Annotated in this window: 17 protein-coding genes and 1 pseudogene; 9 read left to right on the forward strand and 9 right to left on the reverse strand. The window is 71.2% G+C overall.

Annotated elements, in window-relative coordinates:
• Window positions 1-27: 27 nt before the first annotated feature.
• On the reverse strand, window positions 28-1575 hold the full coding sequence (locus tag NRF20_RS39980; RefSeq protein WP_398631738.1) for a sugar transferase: 1548 nt from the start codon (window positions 1573-1575) through the stop codon (window positions 28-30).
• A gap of 335 nt (window positions 1576-1910) precedes the next feature.
• On the opposite strand from NRF20_RS39980, the gene NRF20_RS39985 reads away from it, so the two are divergent.
• The 7 genes from NRF20_RS39985 to NRF20_RS40015 all read left to right on the forward strand — a co-directional run bounded on the left by NRF20_RS39985 (window position 1911) and on the right by NRF20_RS40015 (window position 6074).
• Complete coding sequence (locus tag NRF20_RS39985; protein ID WP_413754153.1) at window positions 1911-3170, forward strand: D-arabinono-1,4-lactone oxidase; 1260 nt, start codon at window positions 1911-1913, stop codon at window positions 3168-3170.
• Window positions 3171-3478: 308 nt separating this feature from the next.
• The gene (locus tag NRF20_RS39990; RefSeq protein ID WP_266364463.1) at window positions 3479-3778 is read left to right on the forward strand and encodes a DUF1876 domain-containing protein; all 300 of its coding nucleotides are present in this window, start codon (window positions 3479-3481) and stop codon (window positions 3776-3778) included.
• 16 nt (window positions 3779-3794) lie between these two features.
• Entirely contained in the window at window positions 3795-4097 is a 303-nt protein-coding gene (locus NRF20_RS39995; protein ID WP_398631740.1) for a (2Fe-2S)-binding protein, read from the forward strand.
• A gap of 30 nt (window positions 4098-4127) precedes the next feature.
• Window positions 4128-4364: a VWA domain-containing protein gene (locus NRF20_RS40000; protein WP_413754663.1), complete on the forward strand. Its 237-nt coding sequence runs from the start codon at window positions 4128-4130 to the stop codon at window positions 4362-4364.
• The gene (locus NRF20_RS40005) at window positions 4357-5469 is read left to right on the forward strand and encodes an XdhC family protein (RefSeq protein WP_398631741.1); all 1113 of its coding nucleotides are present in this window, start codon (window positions 4357-4359) and stop codon (window positions 5467-5469) included. Before NRF20_RS40000 ends, NRF20_RS40005 begins: the two co-directional genes overlap by 8 nt.
• 51 nt (window positions 5470-5520) lie before the next feature.
• The gene (locus tag NRF20_RS40010) at window positions 5521-5694 is read left to right on the forward strand and encodes an SRPBCC domain-containing protein (protein WP_413754154.1); all 174 of its coding nucleotides are present in this window, start codon (window positions 5521-5523) and stop codon (window positions 5692-5694) included.
• A 134-nt stretch (window positions 5695-5828) separates the two neighbouring features.
• Window positions 5829-6074: a DUF6629 family protein gene (locus NRF20_RS40015; RefSeq protein ID WP_413754664.1), complete on the forward strand. Its 246-nt coding sequence runs from the start codon at window positions 5829-5831 to the stop codon at window positions 6072-6074.
• Here the strand turns inward: NRF20_RS40015 and NRF20_RS40020 are convergent.
• Together NRF20_RS40020 and NRF20_RS40025 are read right to left on the reverse strand one after the other, a co-directional pair.
• On the reverse strand, window positions 6071-6922 hold the full coding sequence (locus tag NRF20_RS40020; protein ID WP_398631742.1) for an SCO6745 family protein: 852 nt from the start codon (window positions 6920-6922) through the stop codon (window positions 6071-6073). The genes NRF20_RS40015 and NRF20_RS40020 overlap by 4 nt on opposite strands.
• Window positions 6923-7040: 118 nt before the next feature.
• Window positions 7041-8744, reverse strand: a complete 1704-nt coding sequence (locus NRF20_RS40025; RefSeq protein ID WP_413754155.1) for an acyl-CoA dehydrogenase family protein — start codon at window positions 8742-8744, stop codon at window positions 7041-7043.
• Window positions 8745-9477: 733 nt separating this feature from the next.
• Between NRF20_RS40025 and NRF20_RS40030 the strand changes: the two are divergent.
• Window positions 9478-9957: pseudogene (locus NRF20_RS40030) on the forward strand (lamin tail domain-containing protein); the annotation flags it as partial.
• 411 nt (window positions 9958-10368) lie between these two features.
• Here NRF20_RS40030 and NRF20_RS40035 read toward each other — a convergent pair.
• The 3 genes from NRF20_RS40035 to NRF20_RS40045 form a co-directional block, all read right to left on the reverse strand.
• Complete coding sequence (locus NRF20_RS40035) at window positions 10369-10797, reverse strand: hypothetical protein (RefSeq protein WP_398631745.1); 429 nt, start codon at window positions 10795-10797, stop codon at window positions 10369-10371.
• Window positions 10798-11122: 325 nt separating this feature from the next.
• Window positions 11123-13210: a SpoIIE family protein phosphatase gene (locus tag NRF20_RS40040; protein WP_398631746.1), complete on the reverse strand. Its 2088-nt coding sequence runs from the start codon at window positions 13208-13210 to the stop codon at window positions 11123-11125.
• Between the two features lie 134 nt (window positions 13211-13344).
• Window positions 13345-14712: a DUF6777 domain-containing protein gene (locus NRF20_RS40045; RefSeq protein ID WP_413754156.1), complete on the reverse strand. Its 1368-nt coding sequence runs from the start codon at window positions 14710-14712 to the stop codon at window positions 13345-13347.
• Window positions 14713-14870: 158 nt separating this feature from the next.
• Between NRF20_RS40045 and NRF20_RS40050 the strand changes: the two genes are divergently transcribed.
• On the forward strand, window positions 14871-16148 hold the full coding sequence (locus tag NRF20_RS40050) for a streptophobe family protein (RefSeq protein ID WP_413754157.1): 1278 nt from the start codon (window positions 14871-14873) through the stop codon (window positions 16146-16148).
• A gap of 9 nt (window positions 16149-16157) precedes the next feature.
• Here the strand turns inward: NRF20_RS40050 and NRF20_RS40055 are convergent, their stop codons facing one another.
• From NRF20_RS40055 to NRF20_RS40065, 3 genes are read right to left on the reverse strand one after another with little or no spacing between them, the layout of a single operon-like run.
• Entirely contained in the window at window positions 16158-17195 is a 1038-nt protein-coding gene (locus NRF20_RS40055; protein WP_413754158.1) for a serine/threonine-protein kinase, read from the reverse strand.
• Window positions 17195-17863, reverse strand: coding sequence for a hypothetical protein (locus NRF20_RS40060; RefSeq protein WP_413754159.1), 669 nt, complete (start codon window positions 17861-17863; stop codon window positions 17195-17197). The genes NRF20_RS40055 and NRF20_RS40060 overlap by 1 nt, the downstream gene beginning before the upstream one ends.
• A gap of 16 nt (window positions 17864-17879) precedes the next feature.
• Window positions 17880-20234: an FHA domain-containing protein gene (locus NRF20_RS40065; RefSeq protein ID WP_398631751.1), complete on the reverse strand. Its 2355-nt coding sequence runs from the start codon at window positions 20232-20234 to the stop codon at window positions 17880-17882.
• Between the last annotated feature and the right edge of the window lie 170 nt (window positions 20235-20404).

A 20404-nucleotide genomic window follows, 5' to 3' on the forward strand; every position in this document is an offset into this window, starting at 1 on the left:
CACCCTTCGCATCGACGGCCGCCGCACTCAGTACGCCCCGCGGCCGTCGGTGACGGCGCGCAGCGTACGGGCCATGAGTCCCATGTCCGTGGCCACCGACCAGTTGTCGACGTACCACAGGTCGAGCGAGACGGTCTCCTGCCAGGACAGGTCCGAGCGCCCGCTGACCTGCCACAGGCCGGTCAGTCCCGGCCTGACCGCGAGCCTCCGGAGCTCGCGTTCGTCGTAGCGGGACACCTCGTCCGGCAGTGGAGGCCGCGGACCGACCAGCGACATGTCGCCCCGGAGCACATTGAGCAGTTGCGGCAGCTCGTCGAGAGATGTCCGGCGCAGCAGACGGCCGATCCCGGTCACCCGGGGGTCGCGGCGCATCTTGAACATCGGGCCGTCGTTCTCGTTCGCCGTGACCAGCTGCGCCTTGTGGCTCTCGGCGTCCACCACCATCGTCCGGAACTTCCACATGGTGAACGGCCGGTTGTGCTGCCCGTGGCGGATCTGGCGGTGGAAGACCGGCCCGTTCGAGCCGAGCCGCACCGCCGCCCCGATCAGGAACAGCAGGGGTGCCAGAACCAGTAGACCGAGTGCGGCGCCGGTACGGTCCACCACGGCCTTCAGGACCATCTGCGGTCCTCGGCGCAGCGGCGGCGCGATGTGCAGCAGGGTCAGCCCGGCCGCTGCGGACGGCCGTACCCGGCCGGCCGCGATGCCCGAGAGCTCCGACAGCACGGACAGCGGAAGCCCGCCGTCGTGCAGGCCCCAGGAGAGCCGGCACAGCCGCTCCTCGGAGAGCTGCGGCCCGGGCACCACCAGAGCCAGGTCCGCGTCATGGGCGAAGGCTCCGCCCAGCACGGTCGACGCATCGTCGTCGGCCGGTGCCGGTGCGAGCCGGCCCGGCACCTGGACCTCGCACTCCAGCGGCGTGGTCCCCACCGGTATGGCGGCCACGACCGAGTACGGATGGTCCGCACGGGAACCGAGCAGCTGCACCGCGCGTTCCACCCCTGGTGCCTCACCGACCACCAGTACCCGCCGGACCGCCTGCTGCTGCCGCCCCGGCCAGGGCAACCGCCGCACCCCCCATATCGCAATGCCCACGAGCAGGCCGGGCAGCAGGGCCACGACCGCCGTCGCAGGATCGGCCGAATCGCCGGTCATGGTCCTCAGCACGGCGAGTACGCCGATGAGCAGCAGCCAGTCGCCCGTCGTGCTCAGTACCCCCGGCGGATCGCCCGGAGGCCGGTCCGCGTACCGGCCGCGCGCGGCCCGCACACCGGACCACGCAAGCGCGGCCACGGCCGCGGCGACCGCGGCCCGCGACTGCTCTCCGGCCCCCAGCACGAGCCATGCCGGAATCCCCAGGCCGAAAAGTTCGGCCCCGATGACGACCGGCAGACACCGACCCGTCCTTCTCTTCGTCGCGGCCGGTCCTGAACGTTCGCGCTGTACGGTCGGTGCCCTCCACAGATCGTCGAGTTCCTTGTTGCGAGGCCGATCTGAAGCAGTCCGTGGACGAGGCGCCCCTGCCAGTCCCACAGGTCCTGATCTGTCCGAATCGGGTAGCTCGACATGCCCCATGAACCCCCCAGTCACAGTTGCATCGCCACAAACGGGGCGCATCCGCCGATCCCATGGACTGACGGATGCGCCCTCGCTCGCTGCACGATATCCACACACGTGCCATTTCGCTGGAGTTCCAGTGAAGTTCAGACATGCGCACTGACTCGGAACTCGTCCCGTTCCGGGCTGGATCTCTTGTTCTGTGGGCGACTGTTCGCATTTGGAAGGTGCCGGAATCGGATGGTGTGCGGACATGTACGTCACCAGTTGCATGGCCTCACCAACAGGTTTGTCTGGGAGGATGCACCGTCGGGATCACGGCACCCGGCCTTGAGCGAAAGCGGGGACGTGCGGTGACTCCCGGAGAGAAGAACTGGGCCGGAAACATCACGTTCGGGGCGCGGCGGCTGAGTGTGCCCCGCTCCGAGGCCGAGCTGCGGGAGACGGTGTCCGCCTCGACCGCGGTACATGCGCTCGGCACCCGGCACTCCTTCAACACCGTCGCCGACACCTGCGGCGATCTGGTGTCGGTGGCCGGGCTGCCCCGCAGGGTCGAGATCGACCGTGAGGCGGGGGCGGTCACCGTCGCCGCGGGGCTGCGCTTCGGGGAGTTCGCCGACGTACTGCACGAGAGCGGGTACGCCCTGCACAACCTCGGTTCGCTGCCGCACATCTCGGTCGCCGGGGCCTGCGCGACCGGAACCCACGGTTCGGGAGTCGGTAACAGTTCCATTGCGGGGGCCGTCCGGGCGTTGGACATGGTCACGGCCGACGGCCGGAACGTGTCACTGAGGCGTGGCGACGCGGATTTTCCCGGAGCCGTGGTGGCCATGGGCGCGCTGGGCGTGGTGACCGCGCTGACGCTGGACGTGGTGCCCGCCTTCGACGTACAGCAGTGGGTCTACGAGGATCTGCCGGAGTCCCGGCTCACGGGCAGTTTCGACGAGGTGATGTCGGCCGCGTACAGCGTCAGTGTCTTCACCGACTGGCGTGAGGGGCCGCTCGATCAGGTGTGGCTCAAGCAGCGGGTGGGTTCCGAGGGGCCGCAGCGGGCGCCCGAGGAGTGGCTCGGCGCGCGGCTCGCGGACGGGCCGCGCCATCCGATCGCCGGGATGCCGGCCGAGAACTGCACCCGCCAGCAGGGCATTGCCGGACCGTGGCACCGGCGGCTTCCGCACTTCCGTCCGGAGTTCACCCCCAGCAACGGGGACGAACTGCAGACGGAGTACTTCGTGGCCCGGCAGGACGCGCCTGCGGCGTACGAGGCACTGGGCCGGCTCCGGGAGCGGATCGCCCCGCTGCTGCAGATCACCGAGATCCGCACCGTCGCCCGCGACGATCTGTGGCTGAGCCCGGCGGGCGGCAGGGACTCGGTGGCCTTCCACTTCACCTGGGTGCCGGACACGGCCGCCGTCACACCGGTGCTCGGCGCCATCGAGGAGGCCCTGGCACCGTTCGGTGCGCGGCCGCACTGGGGAAAGGTGTTCACCACCACCCCCGGGACACTGCGTACGTTGTACGGGAAGTACGTCGATTTTGAGCGGCTGGCGGCCCGGTTCGACCCGGAGGGCAAATTCCGGAACGACTTCCTGGCGCGCCACTTCCTCCGTTGAGCGACGTTCCGCACCGGTGCCTCGGCCGGCTCCACCCGCGCCTGACGCAGCTCACCTCCGGGCGTGCCCGTGAGGTGAGCTGTTGCAGAGTGGTGAGCAGTTCGCCGACGCTCGCCGAACGAGAAGGCCGACGCCGGTTCATGGGCCGCTCCGCACTCGGTGGAAGTGACTCCATGCATCCTATTTCGGTGGGGTGATCCCCGCAGGACGAGCCGGAACGCGCGAACGGGCCCGGCCGGGTGGATCCTGATGGCAGGACCGCGTCGTGGCGGCGGACCGAGGCCGGGCGCGGTCGCAGGAGGTGCGCGATGACTCGCACGCTGGAGTGGCAGGTCCGTGTCGGTCTGTCCGAGGAGGACGGTACGACCAGGGCCGAGGCGGTACTGGACACCGGCTCCGAGAAGCTCATCGGACATGGCGTCGCCCGCTGCAACCCGCAGGACGTGGACGTTCCCGTCATCGGCGACGAACTCGCGGCGAGCCGCGCCATGAAGGACGTCGCCGCGCAGTTGATGAAGGCCGCCGACCACGAACTGGAAACGGTCGGAGCCGGACCCGCGAGTGGGCCCGTCACACCGCCGTACGCATGGTCCGACACCACGGCCTGAGCCCTGGGGAGGGCATATGACCCGCATCTCGATGACGGCGGACGGCACGAGGTACGAGGACGAGGTCGAGCCCCGGCTGCCGCTGGTCCACCACCTCCGCGACCACCTGGGGCTCACCGGCACGCCCGTCGGCTGCGACACCGGCAACTGCGGGGCGTGCACCGTCGAACTCGGCGACAGTCTCAAGAGCTGCTCCGTACTGGCCGTGCAGGCCCACTGCGGCGAAGTGACAACCGTCCAGGGGCTCGCCTCCGACGGCGAATGGAAACCGCTGCAGACCGCCTTCCATGAACAGCACTCGTTGCAGTGCGGCTACTGAACCCCCGGCATGATCATGGCGGCCAGGGACCTGCTCAAGGAGAACCCCCGCGACCCCGCACTGCTCGCGGCCCGGATGCGCCGACTGCGCCGGCTGGCGCACCGCGTGGTGTGGCCCGACCCCCGCAAGGCACGCCCGGGTCATGCACCGCTCGCGGCGGGCATGGCGGCGGCGCTGCCGCACGTGGACGCCTTCGTCGAAGGTCTCGGCCTGGCTGCCCTGGAGCGGCTGGCGGCAGTAGTGCGAGGGGCGGCCGCCGATGCGTGAGATCCTTCCGGCGCTCAGCCGCTGGTACACCGCCGGGGAACCGTTCGGGCTCGCCACCGTCGTCGCGGTCAGCCGCAGCGCACCGCGCGGCCCCGGAGCGGCGATGGCCGTGGGCCCGGGCGACGAGGTCGTGGGCAGCGTCTCCGGCGGCTGCGTCGAGGGCGCGGTCTTCGAACTGGCCAAGGAGGTCGTGGAAACGGGCCGGGCCCAGCTCCAGACCTTCGGCTACAGCGACGAGGACGCCTTCGCCGTCGGCCTCACCTGCGGCGGCGAGATCACACTCCTCGTGCGTCCCGTGACGGCGGTGCACGACACCTCCTTCGGCGAGGTCGCCGCATCGGTCGCCGAGCACCGCCCGGTGGTGGTCGCCACCGTGACCGACGGCCCCGCCCCGCGCGGCGCCGCCCTCGCCGTCTGGCCGGAAACCGTCTCCGGATCGCTGGGCGCCGGCGGTCTCGACGCCGCTGTCATTGCTGACGCGCGTGGAGAACTCGCCCAAGGCGCAACCGGCTTGCGGCACTACGGCCCCAACGGCGAACGGCGCGAGGACGCCGTCACCGTGTTCCTCCAGTCGTTCGCCCCGCCGCCCCGGATGCTGGTCTTCGGCGCCATCGACTTCGCTGCCGCGGTGGCCCGTATCGGTGCGTTCCTCGGCTACCGCGTCACCGTCTGCGACGCTCGCCCCGCTTTCGCCGACCCCCGCCGCTTCCCGGACGGTGCGGAGGTGGTCGTCGACTGGCCGCACCGGTACCTGCGCGACACGGAGATCGACGGGCGGACCGTGATGTGTGTACTCACCCACGACCCGAAGTTCGACGTCCCGCTGCTGGAGGTGGCCCTGCGCACCCCGGCCGCGTACATCGGCGTGATGGGCAGCCGCCGGACCCACGAGGATCGCCTTGCCCGGCTGCGCGAGACCGGTCTCGGCGAAGCGGAACTGGCCCGGCTGCGCTCGCCCATCGGCCTCGACCTCGGCGCGCGTACCCCCGAGGAGGTGGCCGTCTCGATCGCGGCGGAGATCGTCGCCCTGCGCTGGGGCGGCACCGGCAGCCCGCTCGCGGACACGGTCGGGGCGATCCACCCGCCGCGGCTGAAATCCGTATGACGTCGTGACCCCTGTGATTCGTGCCCCTGTGATTCGGGTGAGGAGCAGACCATGCAGCTGCAGAACTCATTCACCGTGCCGGTCCCGGTCGACGCGGCCTGGCGGGCGCTCCTCGACATCGAGCGCGTCTCCCACTGCATGCCGGGTGCGACCGTGGAGGAGTTCGACGGCGACACCATCAAGGACTCCGTGAAGGTGCGGGTGGGACCGATCACCGTGACGTAGGGGCACGGCGACCTTCCTGGAGAAGGACGAGTCGGCCCACCGCGGGGTCCTGTGCACCCGGGGCAACGAAGTACGCGGCCAGGGGCACGGCGAGCGCCACGGTGACCGATCACGGCGGAAGGGCGACCGTCGCCGTGACCACCGACCTGACCGTCACCGGGCGGCCGGCCCAGTTCGGCCGCGGGGTCATGGCCGATGTGAGCGACATACTCATCGGCCGGTTCGCCGACTGCCTGTCGCAGAAGCTGTCGGCCATGGCCGCCGCCTGTGCGGCGCTTTGGCGGCTGGAGTCCGTCTCGACCTGGTGTGCCTTCGCGGCGGTGTGCTCGGTGATCCTGCTCGGCTGGACCGGCCGACGCCCTGCGGAGCAGTTCGTCTAGCCGGACCGGGGCAGGCCGATCGGGTTCGGGAACGGCAGCAGCTCAGCCTCCAGCACCTGCCGGGTCGGCAGCTCCAGAGCGGCGAGCAGCGCGTCCACCATGCTGTCGGTGAGGGGGCGCAGCAGTCGGGCGGCCAGCCGGTCGGTGGTGTCCTCGATCAGGTCACGTTCCGCACGACCGCGCGGCGTGACAGCCGACTCCGCGTCGATCAGCCCGCGGGAGCGCAGCCGTTCCTCGGCAGCCGCCCATTCCATGTCGCTCCAGCCCCGGTCGAGCTGGATGCCCTCGCGCGGAACACGGTCGGTGGCGGCGGCGAGAACGAGCGCCTCGGGGGCGTCGAGACCATGGTCGGCAAGGGCGGCGGCGTGCGCGTCGCCCCGGAACTCCCTTAGTGTGGTGGTGAGTTGCCACAGACGTTCCACCGGGTCGGCGCGCTCGCACAGCGGGCGGTTCGCGGCGAACAGCGGACGTGCGAGGGCCGATGCGTCCTCGACCATCGCTGCGAGCGGCGAGGTGAGCTGTTCGGCAAGAGTGTCGATATCGGGGACCAGCCTGCGCAGCGCCCGCGCGGCAAGCTGTGCGCGGAGGTCCGTGAGTCTTTCGGGGGTGACGAGCTGCCACGCGGCGGGCAGCGCCCGGGCCACCATGCCCGGGGCGAAGACGGCGAGGACAGCGGTCGCGGCCTCGGGGAGGACCGGCCCCATGGGGGCCGTACGGGTGGCGAAGTAGCCCATCCAGAAACCCTTGAGGCCCACGGACCGGCCGATGCCCCGGCACTCCTCGTCGAAGTAGATCACTGAGTGGAGGGGTTCGGTACGCAGCCACAGCGTGCGGGGTCTCGACTCCATGGGAGTCAACCTAACGCCCATGCCGGTGGATACGCCGTACGACGACGGGTGGGCGGGGGCTCTTCGGCCCCTGCCCACCCGTCGTCGCCGCACCGGGGGATCGGCGGCGGTGACTGCCTCAGACGGTCCCTCCGAAGTGCCGCTCCACGATCGCCGCGGCATCGGTGCCGCGCGGCAGGATGCCGTACTGATGGCCACGGGCCTCGCCGAGCCGGGCGGCGACGAACGCTTCGGACGTCGTCGCGGGAGCGTGACGCAGCATCAGCGAGGACTGCAGAGCCAGCGCCATGCCCTCGACGGTCGCCCGGGCGCGGGTCTGCGCGGCCGGCGGATCGCGCAGGTCCTCGGCCAGTTCCTGGCGTACCCGACGGATGTGTGCGTCCAGTACGGAACTGGCACCGGCCGTGGTCTCCAGCTCGGCCCAGAAGGCGTCCAGCGACTGTGGGGTCCTGGCGATGCCCCGCAGTACATCGAGCGCGATGACGTTTCCGGAGCCCTCCCACACCGCCATCACCGGCTGCTCGCGGTAGCGCCGGGCCAGCGGCCAGTCCTCGGTGTAGCCGTTGCCGCCCAGGCACTCCAGCGCCTCGTAGGCGTGGTGCGGACCGCGCTTGCAGATCCAGTACTTGGACACCGCGGTGGCCAGCCGTCGGAACATCGCCTCGGACTCGCCGCTGTCGGCCTCGTACGCATGGGCCAGGCGCAGTGAGGTCCAGGTCGCGGCCTCGGTCTCCAGCGCCAGATCGGCAAGGACCGCCGTCATGGCCGGCTGGTTGACCAGTCGGGCACCGAACGCGCTGCGGTGGTGCGCGTGCCAGATCGCCTCGGACACCGACTGGCGCATACCGGCGGTGGTGCCGAGCACACAGTCGAGCCGGGTGTGGTTGACCATCTCGATGATCGTGGGGACGCCGCGGCCGGGCTCGCCGACCCGTACCGCCCAGGTGCCGTCGAACTCCACCTCGGAGGAGGCGTTCGACTTGTTGCCGAGCTTGTTCTTCAGCCGCTGGATATGGACGGTGTTACGGGTGCCGTCGGCCAGTACCCGCGGTACGAGGAAGCAGGTGAGCCCGGCCTCGGCCTGGGCCAGGACCAGGAAGGCGTCCGACTGCGGGGCCGAGAAGAACCACTTGTGGCCGGTGAGCAGATGGGCCCGGCCCTCGGGGGCGGAGGTCAGCGGGACGGCCCGCGTGGTGTTGGCGCGGACGTCGGAGCCGCCCTGCTTCTCCGTCATCCCCATGCCGAAGGTCAGCCCGGACTTGCTGCCCGGGGCGATCAGCCGGGGGTCGTAGGAACGGCTGAGCAGGCCGGGCAGCCAGTCCCGTCCCACGTCCGGATCGCGCTGCAGGACCGGGACCACGGCATGCGACATGGACATCGGGCAGGCGTGGCCGGGCTCGATCTGGGCGAACAGCATGAACGAAGCCGCCCGCGCCACCGCTGCTCCGGGCTTCGGGTCGGCCCAGCCCGCGGTGTGCGTGCCATGACTCACCGCCGCGCCGATGACCTCGTGGTACGCGGGGTGGAAGTCGATCTCGTCGACGCGGTTGCCGTAACGGTCATGGGTGCGCAGGACGGGCGGGGAGGCATGGGCGAGTTCCGCACTGATCTGGAACGGCTCGGAACCGACCAGGGTGCCGATGTCGTGCAGCTCCGGCTCGTGCCAGGCCGCGCCGAACGTCCGGACGGCCTGTGCGAGCGGCAGATTGGTGCCGTACTCGTCGAGGCCGGTCCGGGGCGGGGCCTGGTTGGTGACCGCATGGGTGGGGTGCGGCGCGGGGGCCTCGTGCCGAACGTCGGTCCGGTGCGGGGTGACGGTCATCGCGGGTTCCTGTCCTGGGTCGATGGGCGGGGCTGTGGGGGAGTTGGTGCGGCGGTGTGCGGCTCGCGCTCAGGTGCCCTCGGCTACGACGGCTCTGAGGCACAGAGTGGCGATGCCCTCCACGACGGGTCCCGGGCCGGTCCGCTCGCCGACCGGAGGCAACGGGCTGAGAAGTGCCTCGCCGACCGCCCCGATCACGGCGGCGGCCGACAGCTGTGTATGCGCCGCAGACAGCTCACCTGCGGCGATACCCGCGACGATGGCCGGCCCGGCGAGGGCGTGCGGCGATATTCTGAACCTCGATTCACATCTTCCTCTGTAACTCAACCACTGTTGTTCTCGCGGTGCAATGGCTCCGCAATAGAACTGTCGTTCTTCTTTCCTCAGGTAAGGGAACGTGTGTTCAAGGCTGTAGGGACGGTGGTTGTTACGGATTTCGCGGACCGGTTGCGCAGGGGTGTGCGGGTGCGCGCCGAGTATGGGATGCCGCCACTGGCTGCGTCGGTTCGGTGTCGCGCGGATGGGTGCAGCAGGCAGGGGTTGACAGGTACCCGGAGGGGTTGGATGTGTGCCGATTGCAGACGCGTGTGACGGAAATGTCCGTACTTCGTAACGCGTATCGGTGCGTCTTTCGTGACTCGGGCAATCGGGCCACAGTGTGCGTTCTCGGCAACAGGCCGAGACCGGACAACGCTCGGACCGCTCGGTCCGGGCCCGCATCTGAGGGGTCTTCATGTCCCGTTCCGCACGGCGGTTCACCGCTACCGTTCTCGCCTCCGGCGCACTGGTGGCCGCCGCCGCACTGCCGGCGATCGCAGACGAACACGACCACGGGATCGGTCGCGACCGCGGTCACGGCCACACCTGGACCGACCCGCGTTCGGCCGTGGTCCTGGGCGCGATCCAGTACAACAGCCCCGGGTACGACAACGGCTCCAACCAGAGCCTCAACGGTGAGTGGGTCACCGTCACCAACACCGGCCGTCACTCGGTCGACCTCCGCGGCTGGACCCTGAGCGACGAGAGCCGCCGCACCTACCGGTTCGACCTGCGGCTGGCCGGCCGTTCCTCGGTGCGTGTGCACACCGGAGTCGGCCGCGACACCAGCCGCGACGTCTACCAGGACCTTCGCAACTACGTATGGGACGCCGGCGACACGGCGACTCTGCGGGACGCGTACGGTCGCAGGATCGACTCGAAGTCCTGGGGCCGTGACCGCGACCGGGACCGCTACGGCCGTGGCCGCGACCACGACGCCTGGGACCGCGACGGCCGTGACCGTGACCGGGACGGCCGTGACCACGACGGCCGCAATGGCCACGACGGCCGTAGCGGCCACGACGGCCGTAACGGCCACGACGGCCGGGACCACGACGGCCGGGGCCGCGACGGCCGGGACCGGGACCACGACGGCCGGGACCGGGACCGTGACGGCCGGGACCGGGACGGCCGTAGCGGCCACGACGGCCGCAATGGCCACGACAACCGCGACGACCGTGGAGGCCGTAACCACCACGACGGTCGCGACTGACCCGACCAGCGACCGCTCCCCGTCCCCGGAACGGCCGCCGCCACCCTGATCGCGGCGCCCCGCGGCCGACCCGGCCGCGGGGCGCCGCACCTCTCAGCGGTCGTCGGACCGCCGAGCGGGGCGATCCGCATTGAGCGCGTCGACCGCCCCGCGGACGTCTCCGATCGTCGTGTGATTGAGGCCCAGCGGTACGAGTACGACGCCGGCCAGCGCGGCGCAGCTCGCTCCGGCTGCCGGCCCGCGGACGGGAGGGGCCGTGATCGCGGCCCGCGGCCGGATCCCGATGGCCCAGCCCGTACCCACCAGGAGTGCACCGATGACCAGCGGGATCAGGGCGGTCGTCAGCGCGGTGAGCGCGATCCGGTCGAGCGCGGTGTCCTGCACGTCGTCGACCAGCCGGGTCAGGCTCGGCGGCCAGGAACCCGGCGGGCTGATCACCCTTCCGCCGGTGGCCAGGCGTGCCACCAGCACAGCCGATGCGGTGAGGACCGCGCCGGATGCGAGTGCCCAGCCCGTCAGCATCGGCCCGGCGGCCGGAGCCCGCCGGGCCGGCGAACCACAGGATGGCCAGGGTGGCGACGCCCAGCACGGGTGGCGATGGCCTCGATCAGGGTGAGTTACTCGTGCGTGAAGGTGCGCGCCCGGTGGACGGCGTCCAGCTGATTCCCCGACGCGGCGAGCGCCTGGGTGATGTCCCAGGTGCCGCCGTCGGCTGTGGCACGCAGCTCGGCCACGGTGGCACGGGTCCGGTCCGAGAACGCGCGCCGTCGCGGTCACCGCCATCACCAGCGTGCACATGGCCGCCACGAGGAAGGCGGCCGTGCGCAGCGGGTGCCGCACGCCGAGGTCAGGACTCATCTGCCACGGACGGGATCTCCTGCTCGGTCCACAGGGCCTTGCCGTCGCTGCTGTAACGGGTGCCCCAGTGGGTGGCGAGCTGGGAGACGATGAACAGTCCGCGTCCGCCCTCGTCGACGGCGCGCGCATGGCGCAGATGGGGTGACACCCGACTGCTGTCGTGCACCTCGCAGGTGAGCGCGCGGTCCAGGATCAGCCGCAGTTGCAGTGGAGGGGTGCCGTAGCGGACGGCATTGGTGATCAGTTCGCTCACGATGAGTTCGGTCGCCTCGGTCGTCTCCTCGTCGAGGTTCCAGCCGTCGAGCCGGTCACGCACGAGCGTACGGGCGATGGCGGGCGTGGTCCGGTCGTGGGCCAGCTCCCAGGTCGCGACCCGTTCGGCCGGGACGACGCCGGTACGTGCGAGGAGAAGGGCGGCGCCCTCGGGACAGTCCTCGGCCGGAAGGGTGTAGACGACGTCGTCGCACAGGTCCTGCAGACTCCGGCCGGGCTGCGCGAGCGCTTCCCGTACCCGGTTCGCGGACCCGTGGCCGGCCAGGAGGGTGCCGGTGAAGAACGCCAGAACGCTGCCTTCGTCGAGCTCGAAGGCAGCGGTGGCGAACGGGGAACTGTCGATGGAGAAGAGCGAGGGCCCTTCGGGTACGTCCAGGGCGGTCATGGTGCCGTCGGGCGTGACGAGAACCGGCGTCGGATGCCCCGCCCGTGCGATGGTGCAGGTACGGGAGAACGGGTCGTAGACCGCGTACATGCAGGTCGCCTCGGGCGATTCCCGGTGCAGCCGGTCGCCGGGCGGAAGCGATGCCCGCTCGACGGCCAGGCGGTCGGCGGTGTCGCTGAGCCGGGCAAGCACTTCGTCGGGCTCCAGGTCGAGACCGGCCAGCGCGTGGATGGCGGTCCGCAACTGCCCCATGGTGATGGCCGTCTGGAGGCCCGGACCCTCGACATTGCCGATGATCAGAGCGGTGCGCGCGCCGGAGAGGCCGATGGTGTCGAACCAGCAGCCGCTGTTGCGCCCGGGCAGCAGGACGTGTGCCGTCTCCACGGCGATCCGGGCACCGTCGTGCTGGGGGAGGAGCCGGCGCTGGACCGTCGACGCGATCACATGGTCGCGCTCGTAGCGCCGTGCGTTGTCGACGCTCAGTGCGACATGAGCGGCTGCGGTCAGAGCGAGCGGGACATCGTTCTCCTCATAGGGCTCCGCCCCCGGGCACCGGTAGAGACTCACCAGACCGAGGACCGTGCCGTGCAGCTTCAGCGGGACCACGATCAAGGAGTGGGCCCGGGTCGCTTCGATCATCCGGGCGCTGTCGGGGTCCGCGTCGAGCCACGGTGTCCGGGGACCGATCTGGATGAGACGGGGCCGGAGATCCGACGTGGCCAGAGCATAGGGGGTACGGGCGGGCAGCCTGCGCATCTCTCCGACCAGGCCGTCCCGGTGACCGTCGGCGCCGAGGCCTCGGACTGCCGCGCGGCGCAGTGGGACATCGCGCCCCAGGGGTCCGGTCGGCGGATCCGAACCGCGCAGGACCTCATCCACCACCTCGACCACGGCGAAGTCGGCGAACACCGGAACGACGGCCTCGACGAGCCCCTCGCAGGTGGCCGCCACATCGAGTGACCTGCCCACCCGCGTGCGCACCGCGGCGAGACACGCCGCCCGGACGCGCGCCTTCTCCTGCTCGTTGACATCGACGACCGCGGCCAGCAGCCCGAGGGCGCGACCGTCCGCATCGTCCAGACGGTAGACGGACACCCTGAGGCTGCGATTGGGGCCGGGGGCGTCCTGGAGCCGGCCGCGGATCACTTGGTCGCGCGTGGCCACGCCGGTGTCCAGCACCCCGCGCAGAATCTGCTCCGCTTTGTCCGGTTGTTCGAGGTGGTACGCGTCGGTGAAGTGACGTCCCGCAAGGAGTTCGGCGTGGACGACGTCGGAAAGGGGGTTCGCCCGCACCACCCGCAACTGCGTGTCCAGAACATGCAGGCCCACCGCGGACTGGGTGAACAGCGTGTGGAGGACCGCCGCCCCCATACCGTCGACCGGAGTCGACCCGGGGTCCGGTGCACCGGCGTCCGACACGGATTCACCCCCATCAGGCTCCGTCCACCTCGCGAATCGGTGGGTAGGGACAAGCGTCGACGTGCCCTGCCCGCTTTGCCACTGCTCAGTGGCAGACGGATGAACAGCCGCCGGGATCACGGAAGAACGACGGCTCACGCCGCTCCGCGCCCGTCCTGGGCGCCCGCCGGCCCGTCGGCCGACGGGGTGCCACCGGAGGCCGGCCGCCCGGGCGTCGCCGCGGATTCCGGCGCGGACTGAGGCGCCACGGACTCGGGGGCCGACCCTGTGTCCGACGTCGGCGGCGGGGGCGGCACCTCGGTGGACGGGGGCACCGGAGCCTGCGGTTCGGTGGTCGTGGCCGTGGTGGGTGGCGAGGAGGCCGAAGACGGCGAGGACGGCGCGGTGGCCGAGGAAGAGGACGCGGACGGTGGTTCCGAGGACGGGGATTTGGACGAGGCCGTGGCCGACGTCGAAGGGCAGGGCCCGGTGGAGGTGCCGGGAGGCTGCGACGAGCAGGGCGAGAAGATCGTCTTCGAGGGCGGGGCGGTCTTCTTGTCATGGCTGCCGGTGTCACCCGCGTCGCGCCTGAACCAGTCGCCACTCTTCGGATCGAACATGATGAACGCCTTCACCGCCTGCGGAGCAGGCTCCACCACCACGACATTCGAGGAGCGGTAACCGGGCCACGCGTCGCCCATCAGTTTCACGCTGCCCTTCACCGCGACCGGCGGGAGCAGCGGGTTTCCGCAGGCACAGCGCACCCGTGGCACGCCGCGGTCGTCGACCAGGACGGCCGTGCCGGCCTGGAGCACTGACTGAAAGCCGGTGGGTGCACCGTTGCGGTACCCGTGGTTGGTGACGCGGGTGTCCAGCCGCAGCTGGACCGGGGTCAACGAGCGCAGATAGCCGGGGACGCCGGAGGGATCGATCCCCAGGACCGATGCGAACGCACTGTTCTTGCCGGGATCGGCCGTGAGCGCGGTGATCTGCTTCTCCACGGCACAGCTGGATACGTTACGGGTGCCTCCGTACAGCCCCGGCGTCGAGCCCTGCACCGCCTGCGTGACGTTCGCCGCTGTCCCGGAGACGCTGGGCAGCGGGGTCGGTGTCGTGGCCCCGGAACTGGTCCGCGCCGTCGAGGGGGTGTACGGATCGGGGCCGGTCGAGCCGGCCGCCTGCAGGAAGACCTCGCCGCCCGCCACCGATCCGCCGTCGGGGCGGGTGAGGACGACGGTCAGCACCACCGCGGCCACGATCACAGCGGCGATCGACGCCACCAGGGGCACCGACCGCCACCAGGGACGCCCGGGGCCCCCGCCGGAGCCGGAAGGCTGCGCCGCATGGCGGGGGCCGCCGGGTCCCCCCGAGCCGCCAAAGCCTCCTCCGGCCGGTGGTCCCGACGGAGGGCCGGAGGGACGGTGCGGCGGTGGCGGTGGCACAGGTCCCTGTTGCGTGGGGCCCGAGAGAGGGCCGGAGGGGGGTCCTTCGGGGCGGCCGGACGGCGGGGGTCGGTCACTCACGGGTTCTTCTTCCGGGCGGTAGGGATCGGTCCCGATTCTTCCCTTACGTGCACATTGTGTGCCCCGTGCTCGCGAGGCCCGCAAGCCGACGCCGACCGGCTGTCCCGACCGGCTCTCCCAAGGGGCGGAGTGCCCGGCGCCGTGCCTAGCGTGGCCCCGTGAGCGAACAGGGAGCCGGGGACCGGAGCGGAACGGCGCGCAGCGCCGCGCACGGCTGGGGCGATGCCCTCGTCGCGGTGCTCGCCGGGCTGGTGGCCATGGCCGTCACAGCCGCGCTCGGACTGTGGGCGGCCGGTGCGACCGCTCTGCCGGACGGTGCCTTCCCGCGCGTCGTCGCGGCCGTCGTCGTGATGGCGGCGGGCGGCACGGTCGACCTCTCCGGGGACGCCGGGGACCTGGCGAAGACCCACGCGGACCTCTCGGTGCTGCCGCTCTCGGTGACCCTCGCCGGAGCGCTGGTGATCGCCGCGGGCTTTCTGCGTCCGCTGCGTCACCGGGCCGTCGCGGGCACCCGAGAACTGGCGGGCTGGGCCGCCCGGGTGGCAGTGCTCTGGGCGCTGGTGCTCATCGGACTCTCGCTGCTCGCCCGCCAGACGTTCGCCGTCGCGGTCGGGGGCCCGACCGGCACGGTCATCAGCGACGTGTTCGACGCATCCCCCGAGGTCGGATTCCGGGCCGATGTCCTCCTCACCCTCGTCCTCGGCCTGATCTGGCTGGCAGGGGTTCTCGTTCTCGCTCTCCTGGTGTCGCGGGCGGCGCCGCTCCCCGCCCGGCTGGTGCGCTTCCAGGAGTCGGTGCGCCCGGCCGCGTACGCCATGGTGGCGCTGCTGCTCGCATACGTCGTACTGGGGCTGGTCGTCGGGCTCGTCGTCGCGGTGACCCGCGGTCACCCGGCCGAGACGTTCGCCGTGATTCTCCTGGGGCTGCCGAACCTTGTGTGGCTCGCTTTCACGCTGGGGCTCGGGGCGTCGTGGGAGGGACGGGTGGACGGTCCGTTCGGGCTGCCCGTGCCGCATGTGCTCGACTCCGTACTCCGTGCCCCGGACATCTCCACCCTCGACGTCACCACGCTGGCCGACGCCGACGCGCGGTCCTGGTGGCTGGTGGTCGTCGCCGCGGTCCTGACCCTGTCCGCCGCGTTCCTCATGGCGGTTCGCTCGCCCGCTCGGATGCCGCCCTGGCAGCATGCCGTGCACATGGCGGTGGGGCTCGTGCTCACCGTGCTGACCATCTGCCTGACCGCCCGGATCTCCGCGCACTTCGGACTGTCGCTGCTGGGCATCGGGGATGTCGACAGCAGCCTCGGCGGGCAGGTATCCCTGCGCCCCCGGGTAGGGAGCGCACTCGCTCTGGCCGCGCTCTGGGGGCTGATCACCGGGTTCCTCGGCAGCCTGCTCGGCTCCAGGGTCCTCCGGCGCGGTGAAGTGGCCGGCTGACCACCGCGCCTACCGCCAAAGCCCCCGGAACACCGGCAGTGCCCACCGCGGCGGCCCGGGCGGTGGCTCGGGCTCCGGGGGCCGTGCGGCGATCCGCCGGTCGACCAGGGTCGGCGGATGGTTCTCCCGCGCACCGCCCCGGGCGGCCGAGCGCAGGGCGGCCACGAACTGCAGACATGAGTCGTACCGGTCGTCCGGGCTCTTGGCCAGCGCCTTCGCCAGTACGTCGTCCACCGCGGCCGGGAGATCGGGGCGCAGCCCGCTCAGGGGCGGCGGCGGGTCGAACCGGTGGGCCCACAGCAGAGCCATGTCGTCGTCGCGCCGGAACGGCGGTCCGCCGGCCAGGGTCTCGTGGACGACACACGCCAGGCTGTAGACATCGCACCGGCCGTCGACCGGACGGCCGGAGATCTGCTCGGGCGCCACATAGTCGAGCGTTCCGACGAACTGGCCCACCGAGGTGAATCCGGTCAGCGACAGCGACTTCTTCGTCAGGCCGAAGTCGGTCAGGTACACATGCTCGGGGTGGTCGCTGTCCGTGCCCGCCGCGACCAGGATGTTGCCGGGCTTGACGTCCCGGTGCACCAGGTTGTGATCGTGGGCGGCGTCGAGTGCGGACGCCACCTGCGCGGCGATCCGGACCGCTGTGCCGATCGGCAGCGGCCCCTCGCGGTCGATGCGGGCGCGCAGGTCCTGACCTGCGACGTAGCGCATGGCGATGTAGAGAATGCCTTCGGTCTCACCGGCCTCGAAGACCGGCACGATATGTGGATGGTCGATCGCGGCCGCGACCCGTGACTCATGGGTGAAGCGTTTGCGGAATGTGTCGTTGCGCGCGAGTTCGGGTGCCAGCAGCTTGAGAGCGACCGTGCGGTCCAGTCGCAGATCCCTGGCCCGGTAGACCACCGCCATGCCGCCGCGACCGATCTCGCTCTCCACCACATAGCTCGCGATCTGTTTTCCGATCAGACCGGAAGGCCTGCCGACGGGCAGTTCGGTGCCCTGCGAGGAGTGCGCGGCAGCCGGGGGCCGCGGCTCGCCGGCCATCACCCGTCACCCGCCCGGGTGGGCGGATGCGAGGCGGGCGGGCCGGGGTGGGCGATCTGTGTCGGTTCCTCGTCGTCCTCTTCCGCCGCTCGGGAGGCGGCCGACTGCTCGGGCGTGACGATCTGCGTCGGATCCGCTTGGACCGCCTCCGCCGGTCCGTCCGCCGGGGCCCCGCTCGGCCCGCCCGGTCCGGCCGAGGCCGCGTAGGTGCTCAGCCGCGTCCCGTCGCAGTACACCCAGCGCTCGTGCTCGGCGTCGTACAGCCACACCGCCTCGCCGTCCACGACCATTCCCACCCGCAGCCCCTGCGTACGCCGGCGGAAGGCCTCCGCGTCGATATGCCCGTCGGCCAGCTCCTTTGCGGCGCGCCGGTACTGGGCGAGCGACTCCTGGACCCGGGCCAGCAGGGGGCGTGGATCCGCCGTACGGGCGGGCGGCTGCCCGGCGAGCGGCGGCCCCTGCGGTACGGAGACGAGCAGGCGGCTGTCGACCCAGGCCGACCAGCCGTTGGCGCACAGGACCTGCCCCCAGTCCCCGCGCCGGTCGATGAGCTGTACCGGGAGCAGCGGGTCGAGCGGTTCGGTGGGGCGGGACACATCCGGTCCCCTCCAGGCGGGCAGCCCGTCCCGGGGGACGACATGGGTCGGGCGGAACTCCGGAGTCACCATGGGTTGCCTGCTTCCGCTACTTTCGCATGACGGCGGGTTCGTGCCGGCGCAGCAGCCGCGCGACCACCAGTCCGAAGACGACCGACAGCACCACCAGCATCCCCATGTTCAGCAGCCACACCGATGCGGAGTGCTCGAACAGCGGATCCGAGCTCACCTTTCCCGGCACGATCCTGGCGAGCCCGATGGTCCCGCCCATCGCCGCGAGCGCCCACCGGGACGGCACCAGCCACGCCAGCTGCTCCAGGCCGGGCACCCCGTGCAGCTTCAGCAGCGCACCGCAGAAGACGACCTGGACGATGGCGAGGAGCACCAGCAGTGGCATGGTGACCTCCTCCTTGCGCACCAGCGCGGAGATGAGCAGACCGAGCATCATCGCCGTGAACGACAACATGGCCACGGCCAGTGTGATCTCGACCAGCGGCGGCAGGAGGACGCCCTTGCCGCCCGGAGCGTTCAGATCGACGCCCACCAGACCGACGAGGGTCAGGACCACGGCCTGCAGCATCGTAATGGTGCCCAGGACAACCACTTTGGACATCAGATACGCCGATCTGGACAGACCGACAGCCCGCTCCCGCTGGTAGATCGCCCGTTCCTTGACCAGTTCCCGTACGGCGTTGGCGGCGCCGGTCAGTACGCCGCCCACGCAGAGGATCAGCAGCGCGTTGATCGCCGTGTCCTGGGTCAACCGGCTGCCGGCCAGGGCCCGGGTCATCGCGCCCATCACGAACGGCAGAGCGATCATGATGGCCAGGAAGGTCCGGTCGGCACTCAGCGCGGCGGCATAGCGGCGGACCAGCGTCCGCAGCTGAGCGCCCCCGCTCCGGGTCTTCGGCGGCGGCGCGACCGGGGCGACCGCGGCATGCGGCAGCCGCGGCTGCGCGGTGGAGTTGGCGATGTACTGCCGGTGGAACGGGGACGCGCGGTACTGCGTCGACCATTCCCGGTCCCGGTCGTTCTCGAACGCCTCGAACGCCTCCGGCCACTGCTCGAACCCGAGGAAGGCGAGTGCGTCCTCCGGCGGCCCGTAGAAGGCGGTCTTTCCGCCGGGGGCGAGGACCAGCAGCCGGTCGCAGACATCGAGGCTGAGCACACTGTGCGTGACGACGATGACCGTACGCCCGTCGTCGGCCAGCCCCCGGAGCATATGCATGACCGAGCGGTCCATGCCGGGGTCGAGCCCCGAGGTCGGCTCGTCGAGGAAGAGCAGCGACGGCTTCGTCAGCAGCTCCAGCGCGACGCTGACGCGCTTGCGCTGGCCGCCGGAGAGGCTGTGAATCGGCTGCTCCGCCCGCCTTTCCAGAGCCAGCTCGCGTATCACTTCGGCGACCCGGGCCCGGCGTTCGGACGGGGCGGTGTCGTGCGGGAAGCGGAGCTCGGCGGCGTATCCGAGGGCGCGGCGCACGGTCAGCTGGGAGTGCAGGATGTCGTCCTGCGGGACGAGCCCGATGCGATGGCGCAGCTCGGCGTAGTCGTGGTAAAGGTCGCGGCCGTCGTAGAGGACGCTGCCCTCGTCGGCCGGGCGGAGGCCGGTCAGTGCGTTGAGCAGGGTGGACTTACCGGAGCCGCTCGGACCCACCACGCCGAGCAGACACTTCTCGCCCACCGGGAAGGAGACATGGTCGAGCAGGGTCTTGCTGCCCCGGTCCACGGTGACCGCCAGGTCCTGCACATCGAGCGATACCTCACCGGTGTCGACGAACTCCTGCAGCACGTCGCCGACCAGAGAGAACTCGGAGTGCCCGATGCCGACGATGTCACCGGCGGCGACCGGGGCGCGGCCGACCAGCTGGCCGTTGAGATACGTGCCGTTGTACGAGCCGAGGTCGACGATCTCGTACGTGCCGTCCGGATGTGCCCGCAGTTCGGCGTGCCGGTGCGACACGGTCAGGTCGTTGACGACGAGGTCGTTGTCGGCGCTGCGGCCGATGCTTACGTTATGGACGGGCCGCGGCCGCACGGTGGTCGGCTGCCGGAACGTACCGGTGGACGCGGGCACGGAGACGCCGGACGGGCGGTCGGCAGGATGCAGCGCGGAGGCCGGGGGGCCCTGGCCGATCAGAACGGCGCAGGGCCCGTCCGCGGGATGACCGAACCGGATGACGCTGCCGGGGCCCACGCCGGACTCATGGATGCGCCTGCCCTCCGTGTACGTGCCGTTCGTACTGTCCTCGTCCTCCAGCGACCAGTGGTCGGCCACGGGCCGCAGCACCGCGTGGTGCCACGAAACCCGTGCGTCGTCGATGACGATGTCGCTCATGGGGTCGCGCCCGACGTGGTAATCCCGGCTCGGACTCATCACAGTCGGTCCTGCGTCGGTTTCGAGAACGAGTTCGGGCGCAGTCGGCGTGACAGGCCGTTCTCCCATGCCCAAATTGTAGCGATACGTGCCCTTGCGTGCCCGGCGTATCGCGCTGAACGGACTCCTCTCCAGTCGGCCCCCGGTCATCGCGTCCGGCGCGCCACAGGTGCGCCCACCGCCCTTCACGCCGGGTTCACCCGGCATTTCCGGAATCAAGAAACCCTCACCACAGCGGC

It is taken from the genome of Streptomyces sp. R-74717, from assembly GCF_047305335.1.
GTDB classification, from domain to species: Bacteria; Actinomycetota; Actinomycetes; order Streptomycetales; family Streptomycetaceae; genus Streptomyces; species Streptomyces atratus.

Coding starts and splice junctions, on each gene's coding strand:
- NRF20_RS40055 (WP_413754158.1), bottom strand. CDS start 17,195: ATGGCCGGCGAGCCGCGGCCCCCGGCTGCCGCGCACTCCTCGCAGGGC.
- NRF20_RS40020 (WP_398631742.1), bottom strand. CDS start 6,922: ATGGAGTCGAGACCCCGCACGCTGTGGCTGCGTACCGAACCCCTCCAC.
- NRF20_RS39990 (WP_266364463.1), top strand. CDS start 3,479: ATGACTCGCACGCTGGAGTGGCAGGTCCGTGTCGGTCTGTCCGAGGAG.
- NRF20_RS39995 (WP_398631740.1), top strand. CDS start 3,795: ATGACCCGCATCTCGATGACGGCGGACGGCACGAGGTACGAGGACGAG.
- NRF20_RS40065 (WP_398631751.1), bottom strand. CDS start 20,234: ATGGGAGAACGGCCTGTCACGCCGACTGCGCCCGAACTCGTTCTCGAA.
- NRF20_RS40025 (WP_413754155.1), bottom strand. CDS start 8,744: ATGACCGTCACCCCGCACCGGACCGACGTTCGGCACGAGGCCCCCGCG.
- NRF20_RS40005 (WP_398631741.1), top strand. CDS start 4,357: ATGCGTGAGATCCTTCCGGCGCTCAGCCGCTGGTACACCGCCGGGGAA.
- NRF20_RS39980 (WP_398631738.1), bottom strand. CDS start 1,575: ATGGGGCATGTCGAGCTACCCGATTCGGACAGATCAGGACCTGTGGGA.
- NRF20_RS40060 (WP_413754159.1), bottom strand. CDS start 17,863: ATGGTGACTCCGGAGTTCCGCCCGACCCATGTCGTCCCCCGGGACGGG.
- NRF20_RS40010 (WP_413754154.1), top strand. CDS start 5,521: ATGCAGCTGCAGAACTCATTCACCGTGCCGGTCCCGGTCGACGCGGCC.
- NRF20_RS40035 (WP_398631745.1), bottom strand. CDS start 10,797: ATGCTGACGGGCTGGGCACTCGCATCCGGCGCGGTCCTCACCGCATCG.